The following is a 25,389-nucleotide window of genomic DNA, read 5'->3' as shown; positions in this document are numbered from 1 at the left end:
AATCAATCATTAAAAAATACCCCTCACTAAAAATTAATAGTGAGGGTTATTTTTTGCATAAAATCTTATTTTATATTTCAATTACTGTTTTGAAGGGACAAATAGACTCAAGATAAATAGACAACTCGCAGCTAAAACCACAGAAGGGCCAGCGGGAGTATCATATAAAGCAGAGAAGGTTAAACCGCCAGTAATTGCTAGCATACCAACAGCGATTGCAATCAGAGCCATTTGTTCTGGTGAACGAGCAAAACGACGGGCTGTTGCCGCAGGGATGATGAGTAAAGAGGTAATGATCAGCGCCCCTACAAATTTCATGGCTAAACCAATGGTTAGTGCGGTGATCATCATTAGCTTTAAACGTTCTTTCTGAATATTTACACCATCAACAAAAGCCATATCTTGATTAATGGTCATAGAAAGTAGTGGACGCCATGAACGGATAATCACAAATAAAACAATCACAACGCCAATAAAAATACTAATAACATCTTGATAGTTAACCGAGAGTAAATCACCAAATAGGTATGCCATTAAATCAACACGTACATTGGACATTAAACTAACAACCACAAGCCCTAAAGAAAGCGCACTGTGTGCCATGATCCCTAAAAGAGTATCAACAGAAAGTTGTGGTTTTAATTCTAACCACACTAACAAAACAGCTAAAAGAAGAGTGACTACAATAACGGCATAAAAAGGCTCGATATTAAATAGCAAACCAAAAGCAACACCAAGTAGTGAGGCATGAGCTAAGGTATCGCCAAAATAAGACATACGACGCCAAACGACAAAAGAGCCCAAAGGGCCCGCCGCCATTGCTAAGAGCATACCGGCAATCCAGCCCGGTAACAGCAACTCAATCATGACGACACTCCTTACTATGCTGGTGATGATGACGATAAATACCGAGTTGTTCAGCACCACGGCTTCCAAACATGGCAATAAATTCAGGATGAGAAGAAACCACGTCAGGTGTACCAGAACAGCAAATATGACCATTTAAACAGAGCACTTCGTCTGTTTTTGCCATCACAAGATGAAGATCATGAGAAACCATCAAAATAGCACAACCTAATTCATTACGAAGTTGATTAATCAAATCATAAAGTGCTAATTGGCCATTAACATCAACACCTTGAGTCGGCTCATCCAAGACTAAAAGTTGAGGTTGATTAAGCAAGGCTCTTGCTAACAACACGCGCTGAGATTCACCACCAGACAGTTTTTGCATTGGCTGATTGAGTAATTTAGCTGCATTAACACGCTCAAGGGCAGGGAGAATATCTTTATCTTGCACACCTGGTTTTAGCGTCATAAAGCGCTTAACTGTTAATGGCATTGTGGGATCAAGATAAAGTTTTTGAGGAACATAGCCAATACGTAACGTATTATGGCGTTCTACTTTTCCTGATGTTGGATTTAATAACCCAAGAACTAAACGGATAACCGTGGATTTACCTGCACCATTAGGGCCAAGTAAAGTAAGAATACGGCCTGCTTTTAAATCAAAAGAGATATCTTTTAAAATTTCTCTTTCACCAAAAGAAACAGAAACCGATTTTAAACAAATCAAGTCAGACATAAAATTAGCACTTGCAGAATCATTGAAACGTTATAATATAACATTTCCAATGACGATTCACGAGAATTCTTCCTATGTTACATAAAAACAACAAATTTGCGCATCGTTTTTTATTGAAATCATTTTTAGCGACTGTAATGATAAGTTCATTCAGCGCTTCTGTTCAGGCTGATGTGGTGGCTTCTATTCGACCTATCGGGTTTATTGCTGCAGCTATCGCTGACGGGGTGACCCCAACGGAAGTTTTATTACCGGATGGTGCATCTCCACATGATTACGCGTTAAAACCTTCTGATTTAAAAAAAATTACTTCCGCAGACCTAATGGTATGGATTGGGCCTGATATGGAAGTGTTTTTAGATAGGCCATTAAACAGACTTACAGACAATCATAAGTTGGCCTTAGCAGAAACTAACGAAATAAAGTCGCTTTTATTGAAAGATGATGATGACAATGTGCATAAACATGAGGAAAATCACGAACATCATTCTCACGGTGATTATAATATGCACATCTGGTTATCACCAGAGATTGCGTTGTCGTCTGCAAAACAGATCCATGAAAGGTTAATTGCACTTTATCCAGATAAAAAAGAACTTCTGGACGTAAACCTAGGTAAATTCAGCGAACAACTCAAGCAAACTGATAAAAATCTTGTTAATATTCTGTCGCCTGTTAGAAATAAGGGTTATTTTGTCTTTCATGATGCTTATGGCTACTTCGAAAAACATTATAATTTAAAGCCATTAGGTCATTTTACTATCAACCCTGAAATACAGCCAGGTGCACAGAAATTACATCAAATACGAACACAGTTGGTTGAGCAAAAAGCAACCTGCATTTTTGCTGAGCCACAATTTAGGCCGACAGTAATAGAAACAGTGGCGAAAGGCACTGGGGTTAAAATGGGTGTATTAGACCCCCTAGGAAGTGGGATTGCTCTAACTCAAGAGAGCTATGTAAAATTCCTTACCCAACTAGCTAACCAATATGCGAGCTGCCTGAATGAAACACAATAAGGAATTAAGAGCGTGCAGCAGAAGAAATCCATTGCACAGGTATATTTAAGTTTACCACTCCCACATAAAATCATGCTTGGTTCGTTAACTGCAGCAACATTGGCCGTCGCGATTTGGCGGCCAGTGGTTCTTCAAAATGAACAAAGTCGAGAAGTTCCTGTCAGTATTCAAATGCCTCTTGCTAATCAAGGCGAAAATACCGATGACATCATCACAGATAGTAGCGATCAGCTTACAGACGAAGGCTTGGTTGGTGCAGATGATGGTATTGATGCAAGTACAACAGTCGCACAAGTTCCTCATACTTATATTGTGTCTAGTGGCGATTCGTTAAGCTCAATACTGACTCAGTTTGGTATTGATTCTGCTGATATTGCGACTATCTCTAATCAAAATAAAGATCTCAGAAATCTCAAAATTGGGCAACCAATTAGCTGGGAACTTGATGATAGTGGGTTACTTCAAGAATTAAGCTGGGGTGTTTCTCGTCGCGAAACTCGCGTTTATACTCGTACAGAAGCGGGTTTTAAAGAAACAAAAGAATTCCAGAAAGGGGAATGGAAAAATAGCGTAACGACTGGTGTTATTCGAGGCAGTTTTTCTGTTAGTGCAACAAACGCAGGTTTAACTAACGCTGAAGCACGCGCTGTTACTAAAGCATTACAATGGCAAGTAGACTTTAAAAAATTACAAAGTGGTGACCAATTTGCGGCACTGTTTTCTCGTGAAGTGCTTGATGGGCGCACTGAGCAAAGTGAGCTAATTGGTGTCCGTTTACGTAGTGCCGGTAAAGATTATTATGCGTTCCTTGCTGAAGATGGCCGTTTTTACGATAGCCAAGCAGGTGGATTAGAACGCGGGTTTATGCGTTTCCCAACGGTCAAACAGTTTAGAGTGTCTTCTCAATTTAATCCTCGTCGTATTAACCCAGTTACAGGACGTTTAGCGGCTCATAAAGGTGTCGATTTTGCTATGCCAGTGGGTACACCAGTATTAGCAACAGGGGATGGTGAAGTGATTGTGGCAAAATATAGTGGTGCCGCAGGTAACTTTATCGCTATTCGCCATGGTAGCCAATACACCACGCGTTATATGCATTTGCGTCAATTATTAGTAAAACCAGGGCAACGTGTTAAACGTGGCGATAGAATTGCGTTATCAGGTAATACAGGGCGTTCTACAGGACCTCATTTACACTATGAACTGTGGATCAACCAACAAGCAGTTAATCCATTAACGGCAACATTACCTCGAGCTGATGGTTTAACAGGCAAAGATAAGCAAGAATACCTAGCTAAAGTCAAAGAGATTAAGCCTCAATTAGTGCTAGCCGATTGACAATAAACACGATTTTAAAGACATAAAAGCGGATGATTGATATCATCCGTTTTTGTTTTAACGTTTTTTACGCCTATTAGGGGTGTCAGTTCAGAGAGTTATCTGATGAATAAAGAAAAAGATACAGATAGCAAAGCGGGTTATGTGCCTACTTTTCACCGTGCATATTTACATCCTCGTCACTGGGGAACTTGGATAGGTGCTGGTGTTTTAAGTGCATTGGCTTATATGCCAGTTAAATGGCGTGATCCATTTCTTGCTTCTATTGGTCGTTTTGTTGGGCGTAAAGCGAAAAGCGCAAGACGTCGTGCAGATATCAATTTGAGATACTGTTTTCCAAAATGGGATAAAACACAACGTGAAACAGTTCTTGATAGTATGTTTGAAACGGCTCCTCAATCCTTTGTAATGTTAGCAGAGCTTTGTTTAAGAGGGCCTGAGCACATATTAAAACGAACAAGCTGGCAAGGCTTGGAGATCATCGAACGTTTTAAAGAGCAAGGCCGTAATGTCATTTTTATGGTGCCACATGGTTGGGCAGTTGATATCCCTGCAATGTTATTAGCAGCCAAAGGCCAGCAAATGGCGGCTATGTTCCACCACCAAAAAGATCCCGTGGCTGATTATTTATGGAATAAAGCACGCCACCATTTTGATGGACGATTACATTCGCGCGAAGCTGGCATTAAGCCATTTATTTCTTCTGTTCGACAAGGCTTTTGGGGATATTATTTGCCTGATCAAGATCATGGCGCAGAGCATAGCCAATTTGTGGATTTTTTTGGTACATATAAAGCAACATTACCTGCGATTGGGCGTTTAATGAAAGTATGCCGAGCCGCTATTGTGCCTTTGTTCCCAGTCTATTGTCATAAAACACATCAACTTCACATTATTATTCGTGAGCCGATGGATGATATTGAAGATAAAGATGATGCGTACATTGCACGTAGAATGAATGAAGAGTTAGAAGCACTAGTGGCACCAACCCCTGAACAATATACTTGGATCTTAAAATTACTGAAGACACGTAAAGAGGGCGAAATAGAGCCTTACTCGCGTGAAAATATATTGGATTAGTCAGTTAATAAGTAAATATAAAAAACGGGCACTTAATTAAGTGCCCGTTTTGTTATTAAGATTTACAACTGGGTATTATTCAACCGTCAAAATACGGCATGTATTAGTGCTACCGATTGTACCCATAAGGTCACCTTGAGTGACTAGCACTAAATCGCCAGAAACTAAGAAACCTTTATCACGCAAACGAGAAATTGCTTCGTTAGCGGCAGCAATACCATCAGTGTGAGTACTACAGTAAACAGGCGTAACACCACGATAAAGTGCTGTTTGATTTAGTGTTTTCTCATGGCGAGACATTGAGAAAATAGGTAAACCGGTGCTAATACGAGACATCATGCGTGCAGTACGGCCTGATTCTGTCATCGCAATAATCGCATTAACGCCTTTCATGTGGTTAGCGGCATACATAGTGGACATCGCAATTGCTTCTTCCACGGTATCAAACACCATATCTAAGCGATGCTTAGAAACATTAGCCGCAGGCATTTTTTCAGCCCCTAAACAGACTTGTGCCATTGAAGCGACTGTTTCTGCTGGATATTGTCCTGCTGCAGTTTCTGCCGAAAGCATAACGGCATCAGTGCCATCTAACACCGCATTAGCAACGTCCATAACTTCTGCCCGAGTTGGCATTGGGTTTGTTATCATTGACTCCATCATTTGAGTAGCTGTGATAACAACACGATTAAGCTGACGAGCACGGCGAATTAATTTTTTCTGCACACCAACAAGTTCAGGATCGCCAATTTCAACGCCTAAATCACCACGAGCTACCATCACAACATCGGATGCCATAATGATTTCATCGATAATTTCATCATTAGCTACCGCTTCAGCTCGCTCTACTTTAGATACGATTTGACATTCACAACCTGCATCACGGGCTAAACGCCGAGCGAGGTTAAGATCTTCACCTGTTCTTGGAAATGAAACAGCAAGATAATCGACACCAATTTTAGCTGCCGTAATAATATCTTGTTTATCTTTTTCTGTTAATGCATCTGCAGAAAGACCGCCACCGAGCTTGTTAATTCCTTTATTATTAGATAAAGGGCCACCCACAGTGACTTCAGTAAAGACTTTTAGTCCATCAACTTTGAGAACTTTTAACTGAACGCGACCATCATCGAGTAGCAAAATATCACCAGGAACCACATCGGCAGGTAGGCCTTTATAGTCAATGCCGACTTGATTTTGATTGCCTTCACCTTTTTCAAGGGCGGCATCAAGCAAGAATTTATCACCGACATTCAGGAAAACTTTTCCGTCTTTAAATGTAGAAACACGGATTTTAGGGCCTTGTAAATCTCCAAGAATAGCAACATGGCGACCCAATCTTGCTGCAATTTCACGCGTACGATTAGCGCGAGCAAGATGATCTTCCGCAGAACCATGAGAGAAATTTAATCGAACAACATTTGCACCAGCAATAATAATTTTTTCTAAGTTATTATCACGATCTGTTGCTGGGCCTAAGGTGGTAACAATTTTTGTTCTTCTGAGCCGTCTGGACATGTATTACTCCGTTGACCTTGAACGAAAAGGTGTTGGCTATTGGATAAAACAGAAATTAGACAATATTTTATCCAATATGTTAAGTGAAACGCATCAAGCTAATTGCAACATACACTACTGTTTTCATCATATGCGAGAGTTAGCTCGCAGATATGCTACCAGTTTTCAAAAAGTTATCTAGTCAGGGGCACAATAGGAAGTGTGACAATACTAACAGAATAATTAAAAACGGTTACTTATCAAACCGTGAATCACGTAAAGCTTCTTTGACGCGCTTCAAGTTATCTCTGAATTTTGGTCCTCGACGTAAAATAAATCCTGTCGCGAGAACATCAATAATAGTGAGTTGTGCAAGGCGGGAGATCATTGGCATGTAGATATCAGTATCTTCAGGCACATCAAGTAAAATAGGAAGGGTGGCTTCAGAGGCTAAAAGTGAGCCGGGTGTCGTAATAGCAATCACTGCAGCATCGTTTTCACGTGCAATTTTAGCTATTTCAACGAGATTTTTAGTCCGCCCCGTATGGGAGATAACCACGACAACATCACCATCAGCGCTATTGATACAACTCATACGCTGCATAACAACGTCATCAAAGTAAGTAACAGGAATATTAAAACGAGAAAACTTGTTCATGGCATCATGAGCCACGGCCGCTGATGCGCCTAAGCCAAAAAAAGAGATTTTTTTAGCTTGTGTCAAAATATCAACTGCACGATTGATTGCGGCGATATCAATATTATTTTTAACGTTCTCAAGTCCCGCCATGGCGGATTCAAAAATTTTATTGGTATAAGAAGAGACTGTATCAGAATCATCAATATTACGATTTACATAAGGCGTGCCGTTAGCAATGCTCTGTGCTAATTGTAATTTAAAATCAGGAAATCCCTTGGTTGCCATGCGACGGCAAAAGCGATTAACCGTGGGTTCGCTGACATCAGCGGTTTTAGCCATTAAGGCAATACTAGAATGAATAACAGTTTGTGGTGCAGTTAAAACAGCTTCTGCAACTTTTTTTTCTGATTTACTCAAGATGTCCAGATTAGACTGAACCCTTTCCAATATATTCATTAAATATACAGATCCTTGGCTTTGCCAATTTCAATAAAAGGAGAAATCTATAACGGTTTTATGAAAATATACTACGCAAAGAACAAGGCTTGCAGTGCAAACCATCGGTAAACAGGGCTTTTTTCGTTAAAGTATGACGTGTGTCTAACTTTCAAAGCTGAAAATCAGAAACAAAACTGTTGTAAAGTTACAAGAAAGGATAAAACACTAGACATAAAATGAAGCGTTACAATATGTGTGGTAAGTTAGAGACTAAATGTGCGAGCGTATTTACTGAATACACCCAAAAGAGTACATTAATACAAAATTCTGTAACAAAATTACAAAATCTCATCATGAGGAGACGTACTATGGCAGCGATATCGACTGCTCAGGCCTGTGATCTGGTTATCTTCGGTACGAAAGGGGATCTAGCACGCCGCAAGCTTATTCCATCATTATATCAATTGGAAAAAGCAGGATATATTCACCCTGACTCTCGCATTATTGGTGTAGGTCGTGCTGATTGGGATGCCGAGGCATATAAAAATGTTGCCCACGAAGCATTAAAAACTTTTTTAAAAGAAGAAATTAATCCTGAAATTTGGCAGCGTTTAAGTGATCGCTTAGATTTTTGTAATCTTGATGTCAATGAAACAGACCATTTCATTGAGCTATCAAAGCACCTCAAACAAGACAAATTACCCGCTATTTACTACTTTGCAATGCCACCAAGTACCTTTAGTGCAATGTGTAAAGGTTTAGGCCATGCAAAACTTAATAAAGAGCCAAACCGTGTTGTGATGGAAAAACCATTGGGCACAGACTTAGCGTCTTCTGTTTCTATCAATGATAGTGTGGCGAAATACTTTAAAGAGAGCCAAATTTATCGTATCGACCACTATTTAGGTAAAGAAACAGTTTTAAATCTATTAGCACTGCGCTTTGCAAACTCACTGTTTGTTAACAATTGGGACAATAAAACGATTGATCATGTCCAAATAACTGTTGCAGAAGAAGTGGGTATTGAAGGGCGTTGGGGATATTTCGATCAAGCGGGTCAAATGCGTGACATGGTACAAAATCACCTGTTGCAGATCTTAACGATGATAGCAATGTCACCACCAGCTGATTTAACCGCTGATAGTATTCGTCAAGAAAAAGTGAAAGTCTTACGTTCATTGCGTCGTATTGATAACACTAATATTCGCGAAAAAACGGTTCGTGGGCAATATACGGGTGGTTTTGTACAAGGTAAGAAAGTGCCAGGCTATCTTGATGAAGAAGGTGCAAATAAAACCAGTCATACAGAAACTTTTGTCGCTATCCGTGCTGATATTGATAACTGGCGCTGGGCAGGGGTTCCGTTTTATCTAAGAACAGGTAAACGCCTACCAAGTAAATGTTCAGAAGTTGTGGTTTATTTTAAAAAACCGGCACTCAATATTTTTAGTGAAACTTATCAAGAGTTACCACAAAATAAACTGACTATTCGTTTACAACCAGATGAAGGTATTGATATTGAGGTGCTGAATAAGGCACCTGGTCTTGATCATAAACATCGCTTACAAACTACGAAACTGGACTTGAGTTTCTCTGAAACATTCAATCAAACACATTTAGCAGATGCTTACGAACGTTTATTGTTAGAAGCAATGCGTGGTATTCAAGCATTGTTCGTACGCCGAGATGAAGTAGAAGAAGCGTGGAAATGGGTTGATTCAATTATTAATGCATGGGAATGCGACAATGAACTGCCTAAGCCTTACCAAGCGGGTACATGGGGACCTGTTGCATCTGTTGCAATGATCACTCGTGATGGTCGTTCATGGAATGAAATTGAATGATTGATTTTGATTTTCCATTCTAACGAAAAATACCCAGCTATGCTGGGTGTTTTTTATCAGCTAAATACCTTTAAGCATAATTACAGCAATTTAGATGAATAAAACTACTGAAGGATCGTAAAATCACTGATTAACTATGCAATTTGATTTTGGTCAGAAACTAAAACTTAAATAAAACCAATCAATTAACAAAAATATTTTGCGAAAAGGCATTGCTTTAAATAATTCGGCGTGATAGAAATATCATGTAACATTTAACCATCTTATATGAGGGTTCGGAGTATATCGTGCGGATGGTCTGTGCGATGAAAGAATAAATAATCATGACTAGCGCCAAAAGCGTCAAAGTTAAACGTTCTACCTATAAGTTATTCCTTTCTGCTATTTTATCCAGCGAACACTACTGGTGTGGCGCATTATAGAAATCTCTCATCTTAATTCCTGACGCAATCAGGAAATGACGTTGCCTTAACGTTCGGCTTTTATTGCCGCCAGAAAGACTATCTACATATTCTTTATCTTCCTGCGCAAGAAACGTTTCGGCGTATTTCAAATGTGTATGAGAGATGAAAAAATGATTTATTGGATATTTTTAGCATTAGCTATCGTTTGTGAAGTTATCGGTACTTTATCAATGAAGTACGCCAGTGTAAGCGGTGGCTACACCGGTATGATAGTGATGTGGTTAATGATTGCCACTTCCTATATCTTTTTAGCCATAGCCGTTAAGAAAGTGGCATTAGGTGTAGCATATGCACTATGGGAAGGTATTGGAATTGTCATTATTACGACATTCAGCGTTCTGTGGTTTGGTGAATCGCTGTCACCATTAAAGTTAGGTGGTCTAGCGATGTTAATTGCAGGGATCACGCTTATCAAATCCGGTACTAAAAAATCGGCTGTTGCTAAGAAAACAACCGATTCGGTAAAAAGTATCGCGGGTAAAGCCAAGCACGTTGCGAGTGCCGTAAAAGGAGCGAATAAGCCAATTCCTGCCAATATCAAGGAGGCTTAATTATGCTAGCTCAATTTGAATGGTGGCATGGTGCGTTCCTAATACTTGCCGTAGTGCTTGAGATTATTGCCAATATATTTTTAAAAATGTCTAACGGCTTTAGCCGAATGGGATTAGGAATCTTATCACTGTTTTGTGTGTTAGGTGCGTTTAGTGCACTAGCAATGGCAGTCAAAGGGATAGAGCTTTCAGTTGCTTATGCACTTTGGGGAGCATTCGGTATTATTGCAACTATCGCTGCCGGTTGGATCTTATTTAATCAGAGGCTCAATTATAAAGGATGGGGTGGAATTATATTATTACTGGTTGGTATGGTAATGATTAAATTTGCTTAAATCTACTTAACATAATAAGTGAGATTTTGATAAAGATAGTAATCTGATTATCACAGCACAAAGTAAGTTATATAAAAAAGCTGAGTTCTTTCTGAATTCAGCTTTTTTTATGCTCAAGAAAAGGTTGATCTATTGGGTGTAGTTAATATTGATGTTTTAGAGAGTCGTTAAATAAAGTGAAATTAAAAATATTTAATATAAAATAAACTTAACTATTTTACACTTACAATTTAGCTATTTAAGATTATCGGAATATGACCATGAAACTAAAATATATTGCTTTATGCTTTCCTCTCTTGTTAACGGCGTGTGGAGAAAAAACAGAGCCTATTGGTTGCTCTTCAGAATTAACACAAGTTTCTCTTATTGAAGCATTGAAAAAAACAGCACTAGAAGAAGTTTCTCATCAAACGAGCCGTTATTCTGATGTAACTAATCAATTAAAACGAACAACATTAGAAGAAATGAGTTTTAACGTGTCTGAAATAATGACTAAATCTAATGATCCAAACAGTACGATGAAATCTTGTTCAGCAATGGTTTCAATGACATTACCAGCAAATAATTATGAAACATTGCACGACTATTATCGGATGGAATTTAATCGTAATCTTGATAAGACACTTGAAGACTTTTCATTAGAACAAAATGCTAATACTTTCTCAGCAAGGATTGATTATACCACTCAACCAACGGATGATAATAAAACGGTTTTTGTGAATATTTCAGCTAAAAACAGTATTTCAAATGGTGCCGCTTTTGTTTCTGCTCTTTCTATAATAAAACCAATTAGAGAACAACAAAGAATATTGCAACAACAGCAAGAGCAAGAATTACAAAAGAGACAAGAAGAACTTCGCCAATAGCAAGAATTGACGCGTCAACAACAACTATTAGACCAACAAGCAGAGCAAGGATCACTACGTCAACAGGCGTTAGAGCAACAAGAAGTTCGTCGTCAAAGACAGGCTTTGCAAGAAACACCAGTACTTTCACTTTCTCAAGCAAAACAAGATTTTCTTACAGCAGATGCTGAATTAAATAATAGATGGCAAAGTTTAAGTAGTGAACAAAGAAAAGCTTTATTGTTAGGCCAACGTCAGTGGATAAAAAATAAAGATCTTATTTGTGGGAAAGTAACATCTGAAGGCAGTGATGAAAAATTAGCAAAAATATACAGTTGTCATGCAGAGACAATAAAAAATAGGATACCTGAGTTAAAATAACATTATAAAAATACGTTAAATCAAAGAAAATAAGCACCTATAAAAGTAGGTGCTTAATAAATGTATTTACATTGCTGCAATAATTTTAATTTCGACTTTATATTCAGGGTGCATTAATTGTGCTTGCACAGTACAGCGTACAGGCGCGCTACCTTTAGCAACCCAAGCATCCCATGCTTTATTCATTCCTTCAAAATCGGCTTTATCAGCTAAAAATATTGTCGCATCAAGAATTTTAGTTTTATCAGAACCTACGCGTTGTAATAAAACATCGATTGCCGCTAATGTATCTGCTGTCTGTTCAATAATATCGCCCGATAGATTCTCTGGTACAGCGGTGTAATAAATAGTGTCATTATGAATAACCGCTTCAGACCAGCGATCTTCGGGATCGATACGTTTAATTGTCATTGAGTTCTCCTTTGTATTAACGGCATAGGTGGTACTTTTGATTATCCACTGGCATAATTTACGTCTTATTTTATAAAAAGAGTATGCCTGTGTCAGACGATTTTGCAGAAAACGGGATTTTAACCCGAACTATTCCTGGATTTCATCCCCGTGAAGCTCAACGACAAATGGCGAAATCAATAACAGATATTATTGATAAGCAGGGTGTACTTATTGCGGAGGCTGGTACGGGAACGGGGAAAACCTATGCTTACCTCGTACCTGCTTTGCGTTCAGGTAAAAAAACCATTATTTCAACAGGCTCTAAAGCCTTACAAGATCAACTCTATAGCCGGGATTTACCGACAATCATTGAAGCAATTAATTATGATGGCAACACGGCCTTATTAAAAGGGCGTTCAAATTATTTGTGTTTAGAGCGGCTCGATCAACAAATGCTCAGTGGTGGTGATCTAGAAGCCGAAGTATTATCTGACGTGATGTATGTGCGCCAATGGTCAACACAGACAGAAGATGGTGATGTTAGCCGTTGTCATAGTGTTGCAGAAGATAGTCGAGTTTGGCCTCTAGTCACGAGCACTAACGATAACTGTTTAGGAAGTGATTGTCCTCGCTATAAAGAGTGCTATGTTCTAAGCGCACGTAAAAAAGCAATGGATGCAGATATTGTCGTCGTTAATCACCATTTATTTATGGCGGATACTGTCGTTAAAGATACTGGTTTTGGTGAATTAATTCCGGAAGCTGAAATTATGATCTTTGATGAGGCTCATCAAATTCCGGATATTGCCAGCCACTATTTTGGTCAACAACTTACTAGTAGGCAGCTTTTTGATCTCGCTAGAGATATGACCGTTGCTTATCGCACTGAAGTGCGTGATCAAGTTCAATTGCAAAAAAGCGCCGATCGATTAACTCAAATGGTAATGGATTTTCGCTTAGTATTAGGTGAAACAGGCTATCGAGGTAATTTACGAGAACTGCTACAGGGTGGTGAAACAAAACGTTTTCTTACGTTACTGGATGATGCGCTAGAACTAAGTTATGACGTTATGAAGCTATCGTTAGGGCGAAGTCAATTACTTGATAGTGCTTTTGAACGAGCCACTGTTTATCGCAATCGCTTAAAACGTCTGATTGATACCACAATTCCGGGCTATAGTTACTGGTTTGAAAGTTATGGGCGTCATTTCTTACTGGCTATTACGCCACTTTCTGTTGCAGATAAATTTCGTGAATTAATTAAATCACATAAAAGCAGTTGGGTATTTACCTCGGCAACACTCTCTGTAAATGAACAAATGTCTTATTATACAGATAGGCTAGGTTTAGAAAATGCAACAACATTGATTTTAAATAGCCCCTTTGATTATCAACATCAAACATTATTGTGTGTACCGCGTTATTTGCCACCCTTAAATCAGCCTTATACGGCGAAACGTTTAGCCGCCATGCTAACGCCAGTTATTTTAAAGAATCAAGGACGCTGTTTTTTCCTTTGTACTTCACATGCCATGATGCGTGGACTTGCCGAAGAGTTTAAAGCCAGTTTGCCATTACCTGTATTGATGCAAGGGGAAATGAGTAAAACACAATTACTGCAAAAATTTGTCTCATCAGGAAATGCACTTTTGGTTGCAACTCAAAGCTTTTGGGAAGGGGTTGATGTGCGCGGTGATACATTGTCTTGTGTGATTATTGATAAATTACCTTTTACGGCACCAGATGATCCTCTATTAAGAGCACGTATTGAAGATTGTGAATTACGGGGTGGTGATGCATTCAGGGATGTGCAAATTCCGGATGCTGTAATTAGTTTAAAACAAGGTGTTGGACGATTAATTCGTGATGTACACGATTATGGCGCAATTATAGTGTGTGATGATAGATTGGTTTCTCGTGCATACGGAGAGGTTTTTTTAAGCAGTTTACCCCCTTCACCACGAACACGTTCTCTTGAAAAAACCATGAGTTTTTTGAGCCAACGCGCACAGCAGAATGAAAAACAAGAAATATTGGGTTCATAATAGCGACCGCACAGAATGTGTGTTTATTCTGTCGAACACTATTATGATATTATTCTTTCTCTTTTAATTATCGAATTTGCCGGAGTTATGGCGTGTCACTGCGAATTTTAGCAATAGATACTGCAACAGAATCTTGTTCAGTTGCAGTTTGGAATGAAGGCGTTGTTGCTTCACGTTTTGAGATCTCACCTCGTGAACATACACAAAAGATTTTACCTATGGTCAAAAGCGCCTTAGAAGAAGCGAACTTAACATTGCAATCATTAGATGCCCTTGCTTTTGGGCGTGGTCCAGGCAGTTTTACTGGGGTTCGTATTGGTGTTGGTGTTGCACAAGGTATCGCGTTGGGTGCTGAATTACCCATGATTGGTATATCATCACTTGCCACCATGGCAGAAGGTGTATTTAGAACAACAGGGATCAAGCAGGTTTTAGTCGCAATAGATGCACGTATGGGTGAAATTTATTGTGCTCAATATCAACGTAACGACGAAGGGATTTGGTTAGGTGAAGAAACAGAAGCTGTGATGAAACCTGAACACTTTGTTGAAGCCTTACAATCAACCACGGGTACTTGGGCAATGGCGGGTACGGGTTGGCAAGCCTATACTGAATTAAAAGAGACATTGCCTTTTACCGTTGTTGAAACTGATATTACATTGCCGGCGGCACAAGATATGCTACCGCTTGCAGTTACTGCTTGGCATGAAGGAAAAGCCACAAGAGTAGAAGAGGCTGAACCTGTTTATTTGCGTAACGAAGTTACGTGGAAAAAACTACCTGGTCGTGAATAGATTATGAATATCTATTAGAAATTACAGAGTAAAGCTATAATAATATTATAGAGTAACGTCAATAATGACTTGCAATGAGGTGGTTTATGAAAAGACAATTAAACTACCGTTTGGTAAGCAAAACACTATTTTTGTCTGGTGCTTTGTTTCTAACGGGATGTGTCTCAATACCTGAATCAATAAAAGGAACATCAGCAACGCCTGTCACTGATTTAAATGGTATTTTTGTAGCACCTGAACTTTATGTAGGTCAAGAAGGTCGTTTTGGCGGACGTGTGATTGATGTTAAAAATCTTCAATCATCCACACAGCTAGAAATTGCCGTTATGCCACTTTCTCAATATGATGCAGCACCTGAATTACAACAGCCGTCTATTGGGCGTCTCTATGCAAATGTCATGCATTTCTTAGATCCTACAGATTATAAAAACCAGTATGTAACGGTAGTTGGAACGATTAAAGGCGTTGAAACAGGAAAAGTTGGGGAAGCGAGCTATCCATTTTTACGTATGGATGTAACAGGAATGAAACGTTGGACACTGACACAGCAAGTGATTATGCCAGCACCTGTTATGACATGGGGATATTATGGTGATGGCCCATATTGGGGTTATCATCATGGATATGGTGGTTATGGTGGATATCCATATGGAACTGGTCAGGTTGTGCCCGTTTTAGAATAAAAAATGGGTTTGTAATCGCATGACAATATAATATTTCATCTCCAATTGGGTGAAACGGTGTATAATTGATATCTATAATATATTAGGTAACTATCTAATAGCGTTATTAAAGTTGAATAAAAATAAAAGAGAGGGCGGTTTTGACCGCCTTCTTTTTTGTTAATCTAAAAATAAAATATTTAGTGACACACTTCTCATCTTCACAACAGAAAATTGTTTGTGCTGGTAGGATGAGTTAATACTTTGTTAAAAATGAAACATAATATTAACCCAAGAAGTGCGATTAATCAGGAGTACTACTTTGGAAAAAGTCTGGCTTAAACGTTATCCGGCAGATGTTCCGGCTGAAATTGACCCGGACCGTTTCGCATCCCTTGCTGAGATGCTTGAAAACGCTGTCGCAAATTACGCAGATCAACCCGCCTTTATCAATATGGGCGAGGTCATGACTTATCGCAAACTTGAAGAGCGTAGCCGTGCTTTTGCAGCATACCTGCAAAATGGCTTAGGATTGAAAAAAGGTGATCGTGTTGCCTTAATGATGCCTAATTTATTGCAATATCCTATCGCACTTTTCGGTATTCTTCGTGCAGGCATGGTTGTCGTAAACGTAAACCCACTTTACACACCAAGAGAACTTGAACATCAGTTAAATGACAGTGGTGCAAGCGCCATTGTTATTGTCTCCAATTTTGCGCATACACTCGAAAAAATTGTGTTTAATACCAGCATTAAGCACGTTATTTTAACCCGAATGGGTGATCAATTATCTCGCCCTAAAGCAACACTCGTTGATTTTGTTGTTAAGTACATCAAACGATTAGTACCTAAATATAATTTGCCTGATGCCATTTCATTTCGAAGAGCAATGCATTTCGGTTATCGAATGCAATATATCAAACCTGAAATTACCGGTAACGATTTAGCATTCTTACAATATACAGGTGGAACAACGGGTATTGCTAAAGGCGCCATGCTAACGCATCGCAATATGTTGGCAAATCTTGAACAAGCCAAAGCGGCTTATGTTCCTGCTCTAAATGTGGGTAAAGAACTAGTGGTCACCGCATTACCGCTGTATCACGTCTTTGCTTTAACCGTTAATTGCCTGCTGTTTATTGAAGTTGGGGGTAAAAACTTACTTATCACTAACCCTCGTGATGTGAAAGGGACAATTAAAGAGTTATCACGTTACCCTGTCACGGCTATTACAGGTGTAAACACGTTATTTAACGCTTGGTTGCAAAATCCTGAATTTCGTCAACTTGATTTTTCCAAACTAAATCTTTCTGTTGGTGGTGGTATGCCTGTACAAAGCAGTGTCGCCAAAGAGTGGGAAGAGTTAACAGGCAAACATTTATTAGAAGGTTATGGCCTGACAGAATGTTCTCCTCTGGTCACTGGTAATCCTTATAATCTGAAAAAATACAGTGGTAGTATTGGATTACCTGTACCCTCAACTGACGTTAAGTTTATGGATGATGAAGGTAACGAAGTTGACCGAACTGTAGGCGGTGAAATGTGGGTTCGTGGACCTCAGGTCATGAAAGGATATTGGAACCGCCCTGATGCCACTGACGAGGTTTTACACGATGGTTGGGTTGCAACGGGTGATATTGCGACAATGGATGACGAAGGCTTTATTCGTATTATTGACCGTAAAAAAGATATGATCTTAGTCTCAGGATTTAACGTTTATCCTAATGAAGTTGAAGAAGTGGTTACGGGCCATCCTAAAGTATTAGAATCAGCGGCAATTGGTGTACCGAGTAAAAATTCAGGTGAGACAGTTAAGATTTTTATAGTGAAAAAAGACCCTACATTGACGGAAGATGAGATAAAAACACACTGTCGTCGCTACTTAACTGGGTATAAAGTACCTAAAATTATTGAGTTTCGTGATGAATTACCAAAATCCAATGTCGGTAAAATTTTACGCAGAGAGTTAAGAAATGAAGAAAAACAGTTGAAAACCTCAACTGAATCTTGATACAACACTCAATAACCTTTTTCAATTTCGCCGGTTTATACCGGCGTTTTTGTCATTACATAAAAAGTCATTAGACATAAAAACAAGAGAAACCTGTTTTGAATTATCAATTGATTACGACAGACACTGCATTAGAAACCGCTTGTAAAGCCGCATCACAAGCTTCACAAATCGCATTAGATACAGAGTTTGTCCGCATACGTACCTATTACCCGCATCTTGGTTTGATTCAGATGTATGATGGTAAACAGATCTCTCTTATTGATCCCCTAGCAATAACAAATTGGACTCCTTTCGTTGAATTATTAACTGCTCCAAACATCATGAAATATCTCCATGCGGGGAGTGAAGATCTCGAAGTATTTTCTCACCAGTTTGGTTGTGTTCCCAAACCAATGATTGATACTCAAGTGGTTGCTGCATTTTTGGGCTATCCGATTTCTTGTGGCTTTGCAACGTTAGTCGAGAAATATGAAGATATCGCATTAGATAAAAGCGAATCTCGCACTGATTGGTTGGCTCGTCCCTTAACGGAAAAGCAATGTCAATATGCCAGTGGTGATGTTTTCTATTTATTACCATTAGCCAAAAAACTTATTGCAGAAGCTGAAGAAGCCGGATACATGGAGGCGATTGTAGATGAATGTGAAATGATAGCTCAACGTCGACAAGAAACGGTTTCTCCTGAGTTCGCTTATCGTGATATTGGCAATGCATGGCAATTAAAAGGCCAGCAATTAGCCTGTTTAAAAATGTTAGCCGAGTGGCGTTTAAACCAAGCTAAAGCGCGTGATATGGCACTCAATTTTGTGGTAAGAGAAGAACACTTATGGGCTGTTGCTCGCTATCTTCCTACATCACTCGCTGAATTAGATGCATTATCGCTTTCAGGTCAGGAAATTCGTTGTCATGGACGCCGCTTATTAGATTTTGTTGCTAAGGCTAAAGAGATCAAAGATGAAGATTGTCCTGAGCCTATTGGCAATATCATTGAACAACCAAATTATAAAAAAGCTTTTAAAGCGATAAAATCCGTTATTCAAGAAATGAGTGAAAGTAAGCGCTATAACCCAGAATTATTGGCTTCAAGAAGACAAATTAATCAGTTATTAAGTATTCATTGGAAAATAAAAGAAGGGCAGCCTGAGCTTATTTCGCGCTGGCGTAAAGATTTATTAGAAGAAAAAATAACGGAAATTCTGGCGCAATACCCTTAATTTTGTTGATAGACGATTTTCTAACTGCTGAAGATAAAATTGCTGATAAATCGCATCAATAATCTCTGTGAAAGAAAAATCAATAGGAGTCTCTTAAGAGGCTCTTATTTTTTTCATGCAAAAAATATCGCCTATAAGAATAGGTGATAGTAATAAATGCATTAAATATAGAAACAGTAAAAGTAAATGTTATTGCGAAATAAAATGGCTCCTGTGACTTATCACCAATGATTAAAATAGCAACGAGATATAGCGCTATTTGCGCATTCAGGTGAATTCAAATTGTATATAATTAAACACAGAGCCAATCAAATTAATTATAGTTCATGGTTGGCTCTGTGAATAATGACTTATAAAAAGCGTAAAATATGATTTACTTTGTTGGTTCTTCGCTTTCAGGTAAGGTCACATTTAGCTCTAATACAGAGATATCATCACCTTTTTGTTCAAATTGAACAGAAAGCATCTCTGGATCTATCTGCACATATTTACAGATAACACCTAATAAATCTCTTTTCATATCAGGTAAATAAGCTGGCTCGCTATCACCACGGCGACGTTCAGCGACGATAATTTGCAAACGCTCCTTGGCAATATTAGCTGTCGGCTTTTTACGCGACAGGAAAAAATCTAGTAAAGCCATCTTTTACCCCCCAAAAAGGCGTTTCAGAAAGCCTTTTTTCTCTTCTTCAATAAAACGGAATGGATGTTCTTCACCTAACAAACGATTTACTGTATCCGAATAGGCTTTACCCGCATCAGACTCGCTATCTAAAATAACTGGTTCACCTTGGTTAGATGAACGTAAAACAGATTGATCTTCGGGAATAACACCCAAAAGTGGAATGCATAGAATTTCAAGAACATCTTCCATGCTTAACATATCGCCACGGCTCACTCGGCCTGGATTATAACGTGTTAATAACAGATGTTCTTTAATTGGATCTTCACCGCGCTCAGCACGACGTGATTTAGAGGCGAGAATGCCTAAAATACGGTCGGAGTCACGCACAGATGAAACTTCTGGGTTTGTTGTGATGATTGCTTCATCTGCAAAATAAAGGGCCATTAATGCGCCACTTTCAATACCAGCAGGAGAGTCACAAATAATAAAATCAAACCCCATTTCATCGAGTTCATCTAATACTTGTTCTACACCATCACGAGTGAGCGCGTCTTTATCTCTTGTTTGTGAAGCAGGGAGTATAAATAGGTTCTCTGTACGCTTATCTTTAATCAATGCTTGATTTAAAGAAGCATCACCCTGAATAACATTAACAAAATCATAAACAACTCTACGTTCACAACCCATAATAAGGTCTAAATTACGTAACCCAATATCAAAGTCGATAACAACCGTCTTATGACCTTTTTGAGCGAGGCCGGTAGAAATGGCCGCGCTGGAAGTTGTTTTACCAACCCCACCTTTACCTGACGTAACAACAATAATGCGTGCCATGGAGTGATTCCTTGTCGATGCTCTAAATTAAGTTCTCGATTGTTAATTCATTCTCTTGCAAACTCAGTTGTACTGATTTACCAACAAAGTCTGTAGGAATTTGATCGCTTAGCCAATATTGACCAGCAATGGAAACAAGTTCAGCAGACAGATGCGTACAAAAAATATGACTCTCTTGATCACCCGATGCGCCAGCCAGTACACGTCCACGCAATATACCGTAAACATGCACATTCCCATCAGCAATTAATTCAGCGCCTGCACTTACATTACTAATAACCACTAAATCGCTATTTTGAGCATAAATGCGCTGCCCTGAACGTACAGGGGTATGGATGATTTTTGTTTTTTGACGCACAACTGACTGTGCTTCATTCGTTTTATCGTTATTTGCCTGAGTTGTTGGCTTAGCTATTTTACCTTCATTTAAGATAGGTAACTGTGCGGCAATTATCGCTTCTTTCTGTTGAGCGTTTGAACTACCACTAATTCCCACGACACGTAAGCCAGCATCTTCTACAATTCGCCTCAGTTTTTTAAAATCAATATTATCATCTACTAATGCAGAGACATTGATAACCACAGGCGCGTTTTTCAGAAATTGAGGCGCTTGTGCAATTTTTTCTGAAATTGCCTGACGAATAACTTTCGGTGTTCCATCATTTAAATGAAGTACCGAAAGGGTAAAATTACTGCCTTTTAACTCAATGGGCGTGTTTGACATCTATCTGACTCAGTAAATTTTTTATAATCTGGCACAAAAAACCAGAGACGATATTACGAAAGTATATAAGCATGTTATATTTACTAAAATATTCAGGCAAGTCGCTTATTTTAATAATTAGAGTTTAATGAAAATGATTTGTGCAATTTACCGTAGTACCAAGCGTGATCAAACTTATTTATACATCGAAAAAAAGGATGATTTTTCTCGAATCCCGGACGAATTATTACAAAGTTTTGGCGAACCTCAGTTTGCAATGTTGCTTAATCTCGCGGATAGACAGCGTTTAGCGCATGCTGACATTGAAAAAGTCAAAAAAGCATTAGTTGAGCAGGGTTTTTACTTACAAGTTCCACCACCTGTCGAAAGTATGTTAAATACTTATTTAGATGAATTAAAAAAATCAGAAAAAACTGAATAAATCATCGAGATAAAAGGAGCATAAATGTTCAAATATTCGTTCATCGCTGTGATTGTTTCTGGTTTAATGCTGTCAGCCTGTACTAATAGCCAACAAAAATTGGCGGAAAGACAAATTATCGCACCAGAGGCAACGGCAGTTGAAACACAAAAAACACCTCGATGGAAACAAGTGAATATTGCATCATTAGAACAGGCCTTTCCTAAAGATGCTCGCACAGCTGCACAATTTCCTGCTTATGTTGAAGCACTGAAATTGAAAGCGGCTCAATTAGGATATAAACAAGAAACAATAGATTTTGCTTTTTCAGAGGCACATTTTATTGAACGAGTGATTAAATCTGATCGAAATCAACCAGAAAAGAAAATTACACTCGATGTTTATCTACCGCGCATTGTCACCAATGGTCGTCTAAATCAAGGCGCTAATCTTTATCAAGAAAATCAATCAACCTTAGAGTTAATTAGCAAAAAATATGGAGTGCCTGCAAACTATATTGTTGCGTTATGGGGGCTTGAAAGTGGCTTTGGTAAAGTGCAAGGCAAAGAAGATGTCGTTTCTGCGCTAGCTACATTAGCGTTTGAAGGTCGTCGAGAAGAGCTATTTACACGCCAACTTATGGCAGCACTTGAAATTATCGAGGAAGGACACTTACCGCAAGGACAGCGCTTGAAAGGCTCTTGGGCGGGAGCAATGGGACAAACTCAGTTTATGCCATCTTCTTTCCTTACTTATGCTGCAGATGGCAATGGTGACGGAAAAATAGATATCTGGAATACGCGTGAAGATGCATTTGCTTCGGCTGCTAATTATTTAGCGACTGAAGGCTGGAAAAGTGGACTTCCTTGGGGGGAACAGGTTACTTTATCAGTAGATTTTAACCAGCAACTTGAAGGTATTAAGGCCGAGCAACAAAAAACGGTTGCTCAATGGAAAGCATTAGGCGTTCAATTACCTGCTAATAGCCAATTAAGTGACGATATGCAGGTATGGTTAATAATTCCAGATGATGATTTACACAGAAGTTATTTAGTGACACAAAACTTCCGCACAATTATGCATTGGAATAGTTCTTACTTCTTTGCCCTTAGCATTGTCACAATGGCTGATGGCGTTGCTAATAAAATAAACTCACTGCCTAACGCGAGTTAGCCCTATTTGCAGTGAAATAAAACACAGCAATTTACCTAAAAGGAACACATTATGTATCAACATCGGGATTGGGAAGGTGCGTTACTTGATTTCCCTGTCAATAAAGTAATTTGCGTGGGTAGTAACTATGCAAATCACATTAAAGAGATGGGTTCAATTCGTTCAGAAGAACCAGTGATCTTTATCAAGCCAGAAACCGCTATGTGCGATCTTCGTCAACCTATTGCAATTCCTAAGGATATGGGTGCTGTTCATCACGAAATCGAATTAGCTGTACTTATCGGTCAGCCACTCAAACAAGCCAATGAAGATCGAGTTGATCGCGCAATTGCGGGTTTCGGTATTGGTCTTGATCTCACGTTACGTGATTTACAAGGTAAATTGAAAAAAGCAGGACAACCATGGGAAAAAAGTAAAGCGTTTGACGGCTCTGCACCACTGTCAGGTTTTATTCCCGTTAATTCTTTTGGTGATCCACAAAATGTCGATTTAATGTTACGTGTTAATGATGAGATTCGTCAGCAGGGTAACAGTCGTGATATGCTTACCCCTGTTTTACCCCTTATCAGCTATATGTCTCGCTTTTTTACCCTACGTCCTGGTGATGTGATTTTAACGGGAACACCTGAAGGTGTCGGCCCTCTAGAATCGGGTGATATGTTGGTATTAAGTGTTAACGAGCATCAGCTGACAACGCGGGTTATTTAATTCGTATCAGATGAGCAATAAGGTAATAACGTAGAGATGACAAAGGCTTTTTGGCAGACTAAAACATTAGATGAAATGAGTGATGATGAGTGGGAATCACTTTGTGACGGGTGTGGGCAATGTTGTTTACACAAGTTAATGGATGATGATACCGACGAAATATATTTTACCAATGTCGCTTGTAATCAACTTAATATTAAGACCTGCCAATGCAGTAATTACGAAGATCGTTTCCGTTATGAGCCAGATTGTATCAAGCTTACTCGGTATAATTTACCAACATTTGAGTGGTTACCACTGACATGTGCGTATCGTCTTCTTGCTGAAGGCAAAACATTACAAAGTTGGCACCCACTTATTGCAGGAAATAAAGCAAAAATGCACCAAGGTAATATATCTGTAAGGTATATTGCAGTGCCAGAAACGGAAGTTGAAGATTGGGAAGATCATATTCTTAATCGTCCGAAAGGGCGTGGTTAATTAAAAACTAACAACGTTGCGGAATTCAATTATTAAAAGCCCTTTTCGGGGCTTTTTTCCATTTAAAGACGGATTATTTTTTCTCCGAATATAGCAGCTTGCCCGCCAACGCTAACACTAAGAATTTCTTGAGCGTGTGAATTAATCGTCACTTCAAGCAACGATGAGCATCCCATCGCACGGCCTTGTTCTAAAAGAAAATGAGTTTCATTAGGAAAAACGTAATTGACCAAATAGCAGCCTAATGCTCCACTAGAACTGCCTGTTGCAGATTCTTCATTGATACCATACAAAGGTGCAAAATTTCGGCAATGAGCTGTAATGGCGATGTCTTGACTTAATTCAAATACGTGAAAACCGATGGTATCAAATTCACGACTTAGATCCGCAATCACATCAAAATTGGGTTGTAAAGTATCTAGTGAGCCTGGTTGCACAGGCACAATGATATCGTGTAAACCTGTTGAAATGATCGTAATGGGTAAGCCAGTTTTTTCAATAACATCACGGTGTATACCCAATGCTGTTGCGACAACATCAATATTAGGGCCTTGACGCATAACAGGACGTGTTTGCTCCATAACAATACTTTGTGAGCTTACTGCGACACTTAGAATACCTGCTTTTGTTTTTTGCGTGTAATTACCCGACTCAATGAAATTAAGCGAAGCTAGAGTAAAGAAAACGGCTAATGTCGCATGCCCACAAAAATCAACTTCTCCTTCTGGAGTAAAAAAATCAACCTTAAAGTCGGTCTCTTTGCCTGTATAGACAAATGCGGTTTCAGAAAAGCCGACTAGGCGGGCAATTTCTATTTTTTGTTTATCACTTAGATTAGGGGGGTTAAGTACGACACCTGCGGGATTACCTCCAGAATTATTGCGGGTAAATGCGTTTACAAGATATACCTTTATTTTGTGCTCGGTAGTGAGGATAGCGCTGTTTTTCATCTGGATTTTCTCGTGTTATAACTCAATTCAATTTAAATTTTTATATAAAGTCTAATATGGATAATTGTTGGTAAGCTTTAGATTTATATAGTAAAAAATGATGATAGTTCCTTTTTATTAGATGTGAATAATAGTACATATGAAAAAATAAATCGCTAGGAGCTTCCCACGGATTAGAAGTATCAATAATTCAAGAACAACAAGCAAACTGTGATATAAATAATTTCCTCTTTATTGATGATAATAAAGAGAAAATTATTCCATATAAAAATATATTTAGAAAACTTGTTGACTAAATAAGAATTATATCCCATGATTATTCTCATGGTGGAAATTTAGTCTTCACCAAACCTAAT

At 38.8% G+C, this 25,389-nt stretch carries 26 protein-coding genes; 17 read left to right on the top strand and 9 right to left on the bottom strand.

What is annotated here, in order from left to right; all coding sequences use genetic code 11:
* Positions 1 to 81: 81 nt before the first annotated feature.
* Positions 82 to 867, bottom strand: coding sequence for a zinc ABC transporter permease subunit ZnuB (gene znuB / locus ABN256_RS02200; protein WP_196554182.1), 786 nt, complete (start codon positions 865 to 867; stop codon positions 82 to 84).
* A complete protein-coding gene (znuC, locus tag ABN256_RS02195; protein ID WP_115349826.1) occupies positions 860 to 1,585 on the bottom strand; it encodes a zinc ABC transporter ATP-binding protein ZnuC in 726 nt (241 codons plus the stop codon). Before znuC ends, znuB begins: the two co-directional genes overlap by 8 nt.
* A gap of 74 nt (positions 1,586 to 1,659) precedes the next feature.
* Between znuC and znuA the strand changes: the two genes are divergently transcribed.
* The 3 genes from znuA to lpxM all read left to right on the top strand — a co-directional run bounded on the left by znuA (position 1,660) and on the right by lpxM (position 5,022).
* Positions 1,660 to 2,604: a zinc ABC transporter substrate-binding protein ZnuA gene (gene znuA / locus ABN256_RS02190; RefSeq protein ID WP_072068207.1), complete on the top strand. Its 945-nt coding sequence runs from the start codon at positions 1,660 to 1,662 to the stop codon at positions 2,602 to 2,604.
* A 12-nt stretch (positions 2,605 to 2,616) separates the two neighbouring features.
* Positions 2,617 to 3,942: a murein DD-endopeptidase MepM gene (gene mepM, locus ABN256_RS02185; protein ID WP_349439051.1), complete on the top strand. Its 1,326-nt coding sequence runs from the start codon at positions 2,617 to 2,619 to the stop codon at positions 3,940 to 3,942.
* A gap of 105 nt (positions 3,943 to 4,047) precedes the next feature.
* Positions 4,048 to 5,022 carry a lauroyl-Kdo(2)-lipid IV(A) myristoyltransferase gene (gene lpxM / locus ABN256_RS02180; protein ID WP_196554183.1) on the top strand — a complete coding sequence of 325 codons (975 nt, stop codon included), beginning with the start codon at positions 4,048 to 4,050 and terminating at the stop codon, positions 5,020 to 5,022.
* A gap of 75 nt (positions 5,023 to 5,097) precedes the next feature.
* On the opposite strand, the gene pyk is transcribed toward lpxM, so the two are convergent.
* Complete coding sequence (pyk, locus tag ABN256_RS02175; protein ID WP_072068204.1) at positions 5,098 to 6,540, bottom strand: pyruvate kinase; 1,443 nt, start codon at positions 6,538 to 6,540, stop codon at positions 5,098 to 5,100.
* A 232-nt stretch (positions 6,541 to 6,772) separates the two neighbouring features.
* Complete coding sequence (locus tag ABN256_RS02170; protein ID WP_196554184.1) at positions 6,773 to 7,615, bottom strand: MurR/RpiR family transcriptional regulator; 843 nt, start codon at positions 7,613 to 7,615, stop codon at positions 6,773 to 6,775.
* A gap of 350 nt (positions 7,616 to 7,965) precedes the next feature.
* Between ABN256_RS02170 and zwf the strand changes: the two genes are divergently transcribed.
* From zwf to ABN256_RS02145, 5 genes are all read left to right on the top strand, one after another.
* Positions 7,966 to 9,441, top strand: coding sequence for a glucose-6-phosphate dehydrogenase (gene zwf, locus ABN256_RS02165; RefSeq protein ID WP_072068202.1), 1,476 nt, complete (start codon positions 7,966 to 7,968; stop codon positions 9,439 to 9,441).
* Between the two features lie 574 nt (positions 9,442 to 10,015).
* Complete coding sequence (mdtJ, locus tag ABN256_RS02160; RefSeq protein ID WP_072068468.1) at positions 10,016 to 10,456, top strand: multidrug/spermidine efflux SMR transporter subunit MdtJ; 441 nt, start codon at positions 10,016 to 10,018, stop codon at positions 10,454 to 10,456.
* Positions 10,457 to 10,458: 2 nt separating this feature from the next.
* On the top strand, positions 10,459 to 10,791 hold the full coding sequence (gene mdtI / locus ABN256_RS02155) for a multidrug/spermidine efflux SMR transporter subunit MdtI (protein WP_196554185.1): 333 nt from the start codon (positions 10,459 to 10,461) through the stop codon (positions 10,789 to 10,791).
* Positions 10,792 to 11,051: 260 nt separating this feature from the next.
* On the top strand, positions 11,052 to 11,657 hold the full coding sequence (locus tag ABN256_RS02150) for a hypothetical protein (protein ID WP_349439049.1): 606 nt from the start codon (positions 11,052 to 11,054) through the stop codon (positions 11,655 to 11,657).
* 6 nt (positions 11,658 to 11,663) lie between these two features.
* Positions 11,664 to 12,017, top strand: coding sequence for a lysozyme inhibitor LprI family protein (locus ABN256_RS02145; RefSeq protein WP_349439048.1), 354 nt, complete (start codon positions 11,664 to 11,666; stop codon positions 12,015 to 12,017).
* A 66-nt stretch (positions 12,018 to 12,083) separates the two neighbouring features.
* Here the strand turns inward: ABN256_RS02145 and ABN256_RS02140 are convergent, their stop codons facing one another.
* Entirely contained in the window at positions 12,084 to 12,428 is a 345-nt protein-coding gene (locus ABN256_RS02140; RefSeq protein ID WP_098942664.1) for a RidA family protein, read from the bottom strand.
* Positions 12,429 to 12,511: 83 nt separating this feature from the next.
* Here ABN256_RS02140 and yoaA point away from each other — a divergent pair, with 83 nt between their 5' ends.
* The 5 genes from yoaA (at position 12,512) to rnd (ending at position 19,139) form a co-directional block, all read left to right on the top strand.
* Complete coding sequence (gene yoaA, locus ABN256_RS02135; protein ID WP_082151759.1) at positions 12,512 to 14,455, top strand: DNA repair helicase YoaA; 1,944 nt, start codon at positions 12,512 to 12,514, stop codon at positions 14,453 to 14,455.
* Between the two features lie 92 nt (positions 14,456 to 14,547).
* Positions 14,548 to 15,249 (top strand): tRNA (adenosine(37)-N6)-threonylcarbamoyltransferase complex dimerization subunit type 1 TsaB, encoded by a 702-nt coding sequence (gene tsaB / locus ABN256_RS02130; RefSeq protein WP_349439046.1) that lies wholly within the window; start codon positions 14,548 to 14,550, stop codon positions 15,247 to 15,249.
* Positions 15,250 to 15,335: 86 nt separating this feature from the next.
* Complete coding sequence (locus ABN256_RS02125) at positions 15,336 to 15,932, top strand: Slp family lipoprotein (RefSeq protein WP_072068197.1); 597 nt, start codon at positions 15,336 to 15,338, stop codon at positions 15,930 to 15,932.
* Positions 15,933 to 16,233: 301 nt separating this feature from the next.
* Positions 16,234 to 17,922, top strand: coding sequence for a long-chain-fatty-acid--CoA ligase FadD (gene fadD, locus ABN256_RS02120; RefSeq protein WP_115349821.1), 1,689 nt, complete (start codon positions 16,234 to 16,236; stop codon positions 17,920 to 17,922).
* Between the two features lie 98 nt (positions 17,923 to 18,020).
* Positions 18,021 to 19,139, top strand: coding sequence for a ribonuclease D (gene rnd / locus ABN256_RS02115; protein ID WP_340893074.1), 1,119 nt, complete (start codon positions 18,021 to 18,023; stop codon positions 19,137 to 19,139).
* Positions 19,140 to 19,512: 373 nt separating this feature from the next.
* Here the strand turns inward: rnd and minE are convergent, their stop codons facing one another.
* From minE to minC, 3 genes are read right to left on the bottom strand one after another with little or no spacing between them, the layout of a single operon-like run.
* Positions 19,513 to 19,782, bottom strand: a complete 270-nt coding sequence (minE, locus tag ABN256_RS02110) for a cell division topological specificity factor MinE (protein ID WP_072068194.1) — start codon at positions 19,780 to 19,782, stop codon at positions 19,513 to 19,515.
* A gap of 3 nt (positions 19,783 to 19,785) precedes the next feature.
* Positions 19,786 to 20,598 (bottom strand): septum site-determining protein MinD, encoded by an 813-nt coding sequence (minD, locus tag ABN256_RS02105; RefSeq protein ID WP_099075461.1) that lies wholly within the window; start codon positions 20,596 to 20,598, stop codon positions 19,786 to 19,788.
* A gap of 22 nt (positions 20,599 to 20,620) precedes the next feature.
* On the bottom strand, positions 20,621 to 21,322 hold the full coding sequence (gene minC, locus ABN256_RS02100) for a septum site-determining protein MinC (protein WP_196554189.1): 702 nt from the start codon (positions 21,320 to 21,322) through the stop codon (positions 20,621 to 20,623).
* A 133-nt stretch (positions 21,323 to 21,455) separates the two neighbouring features.
* Between minC and ABN256_RS02095 the strand changes: the two genes are divergently transcribed.
* The 4 genes from ABN256_RS02095 to ycgN are packed head-to-tail and all read left to right on the top strand — an operon-like array spanning position 21,456 to position 24,083.
* Entirely contained in the window at positions 21,456 to 21,743 is a 288-nt protein-coding gene (locus tag ABN256_RS02095; RefSeq protein WP_072068467.1) for a YcgL domain-containing protein, read from the top strand.
* 24 nt (positions 21,744 to 21,767) lie between these two features.
* Complete coding sequence (locus tag ABN256_RS02090; protein WP_196554190.1) at positions 21,768 to 22,895, top strand: lytic murein transglycosylase; 1,128 nt, start codon at positions 21,768 to 21,770, stop codon at positions 22,893 to 22,895.
* A 51-nt stretch (positions 22,896 to 22,946) separates the two neighbouring features.
* Positions 22,947 to 23,603, top strand: coding sequence for a fumarylacetoacetate hydrolase family protein (locus ABN256_RS02085; RefSeq protein ID WP_196554191.1), 657 nt, complete (start codon positions 22,947 to 22,949; stop codon positions 23,601 to 23,603).
* Positions 23,604 to 23,639: 36 nt separating this feature from the next.
* The gene (gene ycgN / locus ABN256_RS02080) at positions 23,640 to 24,083 is read left to right on the top strand and encodes a cysteine cluster protein YcgN (RefSeq protein WP_109408109.1); all 444 of its coding nucleotides are present in this window, start codon (positions 23,640 to 23,642) and stop codon (positions 24,081 to 24,083) included.
* 62 nt (positions 24,084 to 24,145) lie between these two features.
* Here the strand turns inward: ycgN and ABN256_RS02075 are convergent, their stop codons facing one another.
* Positions 24,146 to 25,033, bottom strand: a complete 888-nt coding sequence (locus ABN256_RS02075; RefSeq protein WP_197269145.1) for a PhzF family phenazine biosynthesis protein — start codon at positions 25,031 to 25,033, stop codon at positions 24,146 to 24,148.
* Positions 25,034 to 25,389 lie beyond the last annotated feature (356 nt).

Source organism: Proteus sp. fly-1008 (assembly GCF_040140305.1).
GTDB classification, from domain to species: domain Bacteria; phylum Pseudomonadota; class Gammaproteobacteria; order Enterobacterales; family Enterobacteriaceae; genus Proteus; species Proteus vulgaris_B.
The sequence above is the reverse complement of the archived record's forward strand: the minus strand, read 5'-3'. Positions and strand labels throughout refer to the sequence as shown.

Coding starts and splice junctions, on each gene's coding strand:
- znuB (WP_196554182.1), bottom strand. CDS start 867: ATGATTGAGTTGCTGTTACCGGGCTGGATTGCCGGTATGCTCTTAGCA.
- znuC (WP_115349826.1), bottom strand. CDS start 1,585: ATGTCTGACTTGATTTGTTTAAAATCGGTTTCTGTTTCTTTTGGTGAA.
- znuA (WP_072068207.1), top strand. CDS start 1,660: ATGTTACATAAAAACAACAAATTTGCGCATCGTTTTTTATTGAAATCA.
- lpxM (WP_196554183.1), top strand. CDS start 4,048: ATGAATAAAGAAAAAGATACAGATAGCAAAGCGGGTTATGTGCCTACT.
- pyk (WP_072068204.1), bottom strand. CDS start 6,540: ATGTCCAGACGGCTCAGAAGAACAAAAATTGTTACCACCTTAGGCCCA.
- ABN256_RS02170 (WP_196554184.1), bottom strand. CDS start 7,615: ATGAATATATTGGAAAGGGTTCAGTCTAATCTGGACATCTTGAGTAAA.
- zwf (WP_072068202.1), top strand. CDS start 7,966: ATGGCAGCGATATCGACTGCTCAGGCCTGTGATCTGGTTATCTTCGGT.
- mdtJ (WP_072068468.1), top strand. CDS start 10,016: ATGATTTATTGGATATTTTTAGCATTAGCTATCGTTTGTGAAGTTATC.
- mdtI (WP_196554185.1), top strand. CDS start 10,459: ATGCTAGCTCAATTTGAATGGTGGCATGGTGCGTTCCTAATACTTGCC.
- ABN256_RS02150 (WP_349439049.1), top strand. CDS start 11,052: ATGAAACTAAAATATATTGCTTTATGCTTTCCTCTCTTGTTAACGGCG.
- ABN256_RS02140 (WP_098942664.1), bottom strand. CDS start 12,428: ATGACAATTAAACGTATCGATCCCGAAGATCGCTGGTCTGAAGCGGTT.
- yoaA (WP_082151759.1), top strand. CDS start 12,512: ATGCCTGTGTCAGACGATTTTGCAGAAAACGGGATTTTAACCCGAACT.
- ABN256_RS02125 (WP_072068197.1), top strand. CDS start 15,336: ATGAAAAGACAATTAAACTACCGTTTGGTAAGCAAAACACTATTTTTG.
- minE (WP_072068194.1), bottom strand. CDS start 19,782: ATGGCTTTACTAGATTTTTTCCTGTCGCGTAAAAAGCCGACAGCTAAT.
- minD (WP_099075461.1), bottom strand. CDS start 20,598: ATGGCACGCATTATTGTTGTTACGTCAGGTAAAGGTGGGGTTGGTAAA.
- minC (WP_196554189.1), bottom strand. CDS start 21,322: ATGTCAAACACGCCCATTGAGTTAAAAGGCAGTAATTTTACCCTTTCG.
- ABN256_RS02095 (WP_072068467.1), top strand. CDS start 21,456: ATGATTTGTGCAATTTACCGTAGTACCAAGCGTGATCAAACTTATTTA.
- ABN256_RS02090 (WP_196554190.1), top strand. CDS start 21,768: ATGTTCAAATATTCGTTCATCGCTGTGATTGTTTCTGGTTTAATGCTG.
- ABN256_RS02085 (WP_196554191.1), top strand. CDS start 22,947: ATGTATCAACATCGGGATTGGGAAGGTGCGTTACTTGATTTCCCTGTC.
- ycgN (WP_109408109.1), top strand. CDS start 23,640: ATGACAAAGGCTTTTTGGCAGACTAAAACATTAGATGAAATGAGTGAT.
- ABN256_RS02075 (WP_197269145.1), bottom strand. CDS start 25,033: ATGAAAAACAGCGCTATCCTCACTACCGAGCACAAAATAAAGGTATAT.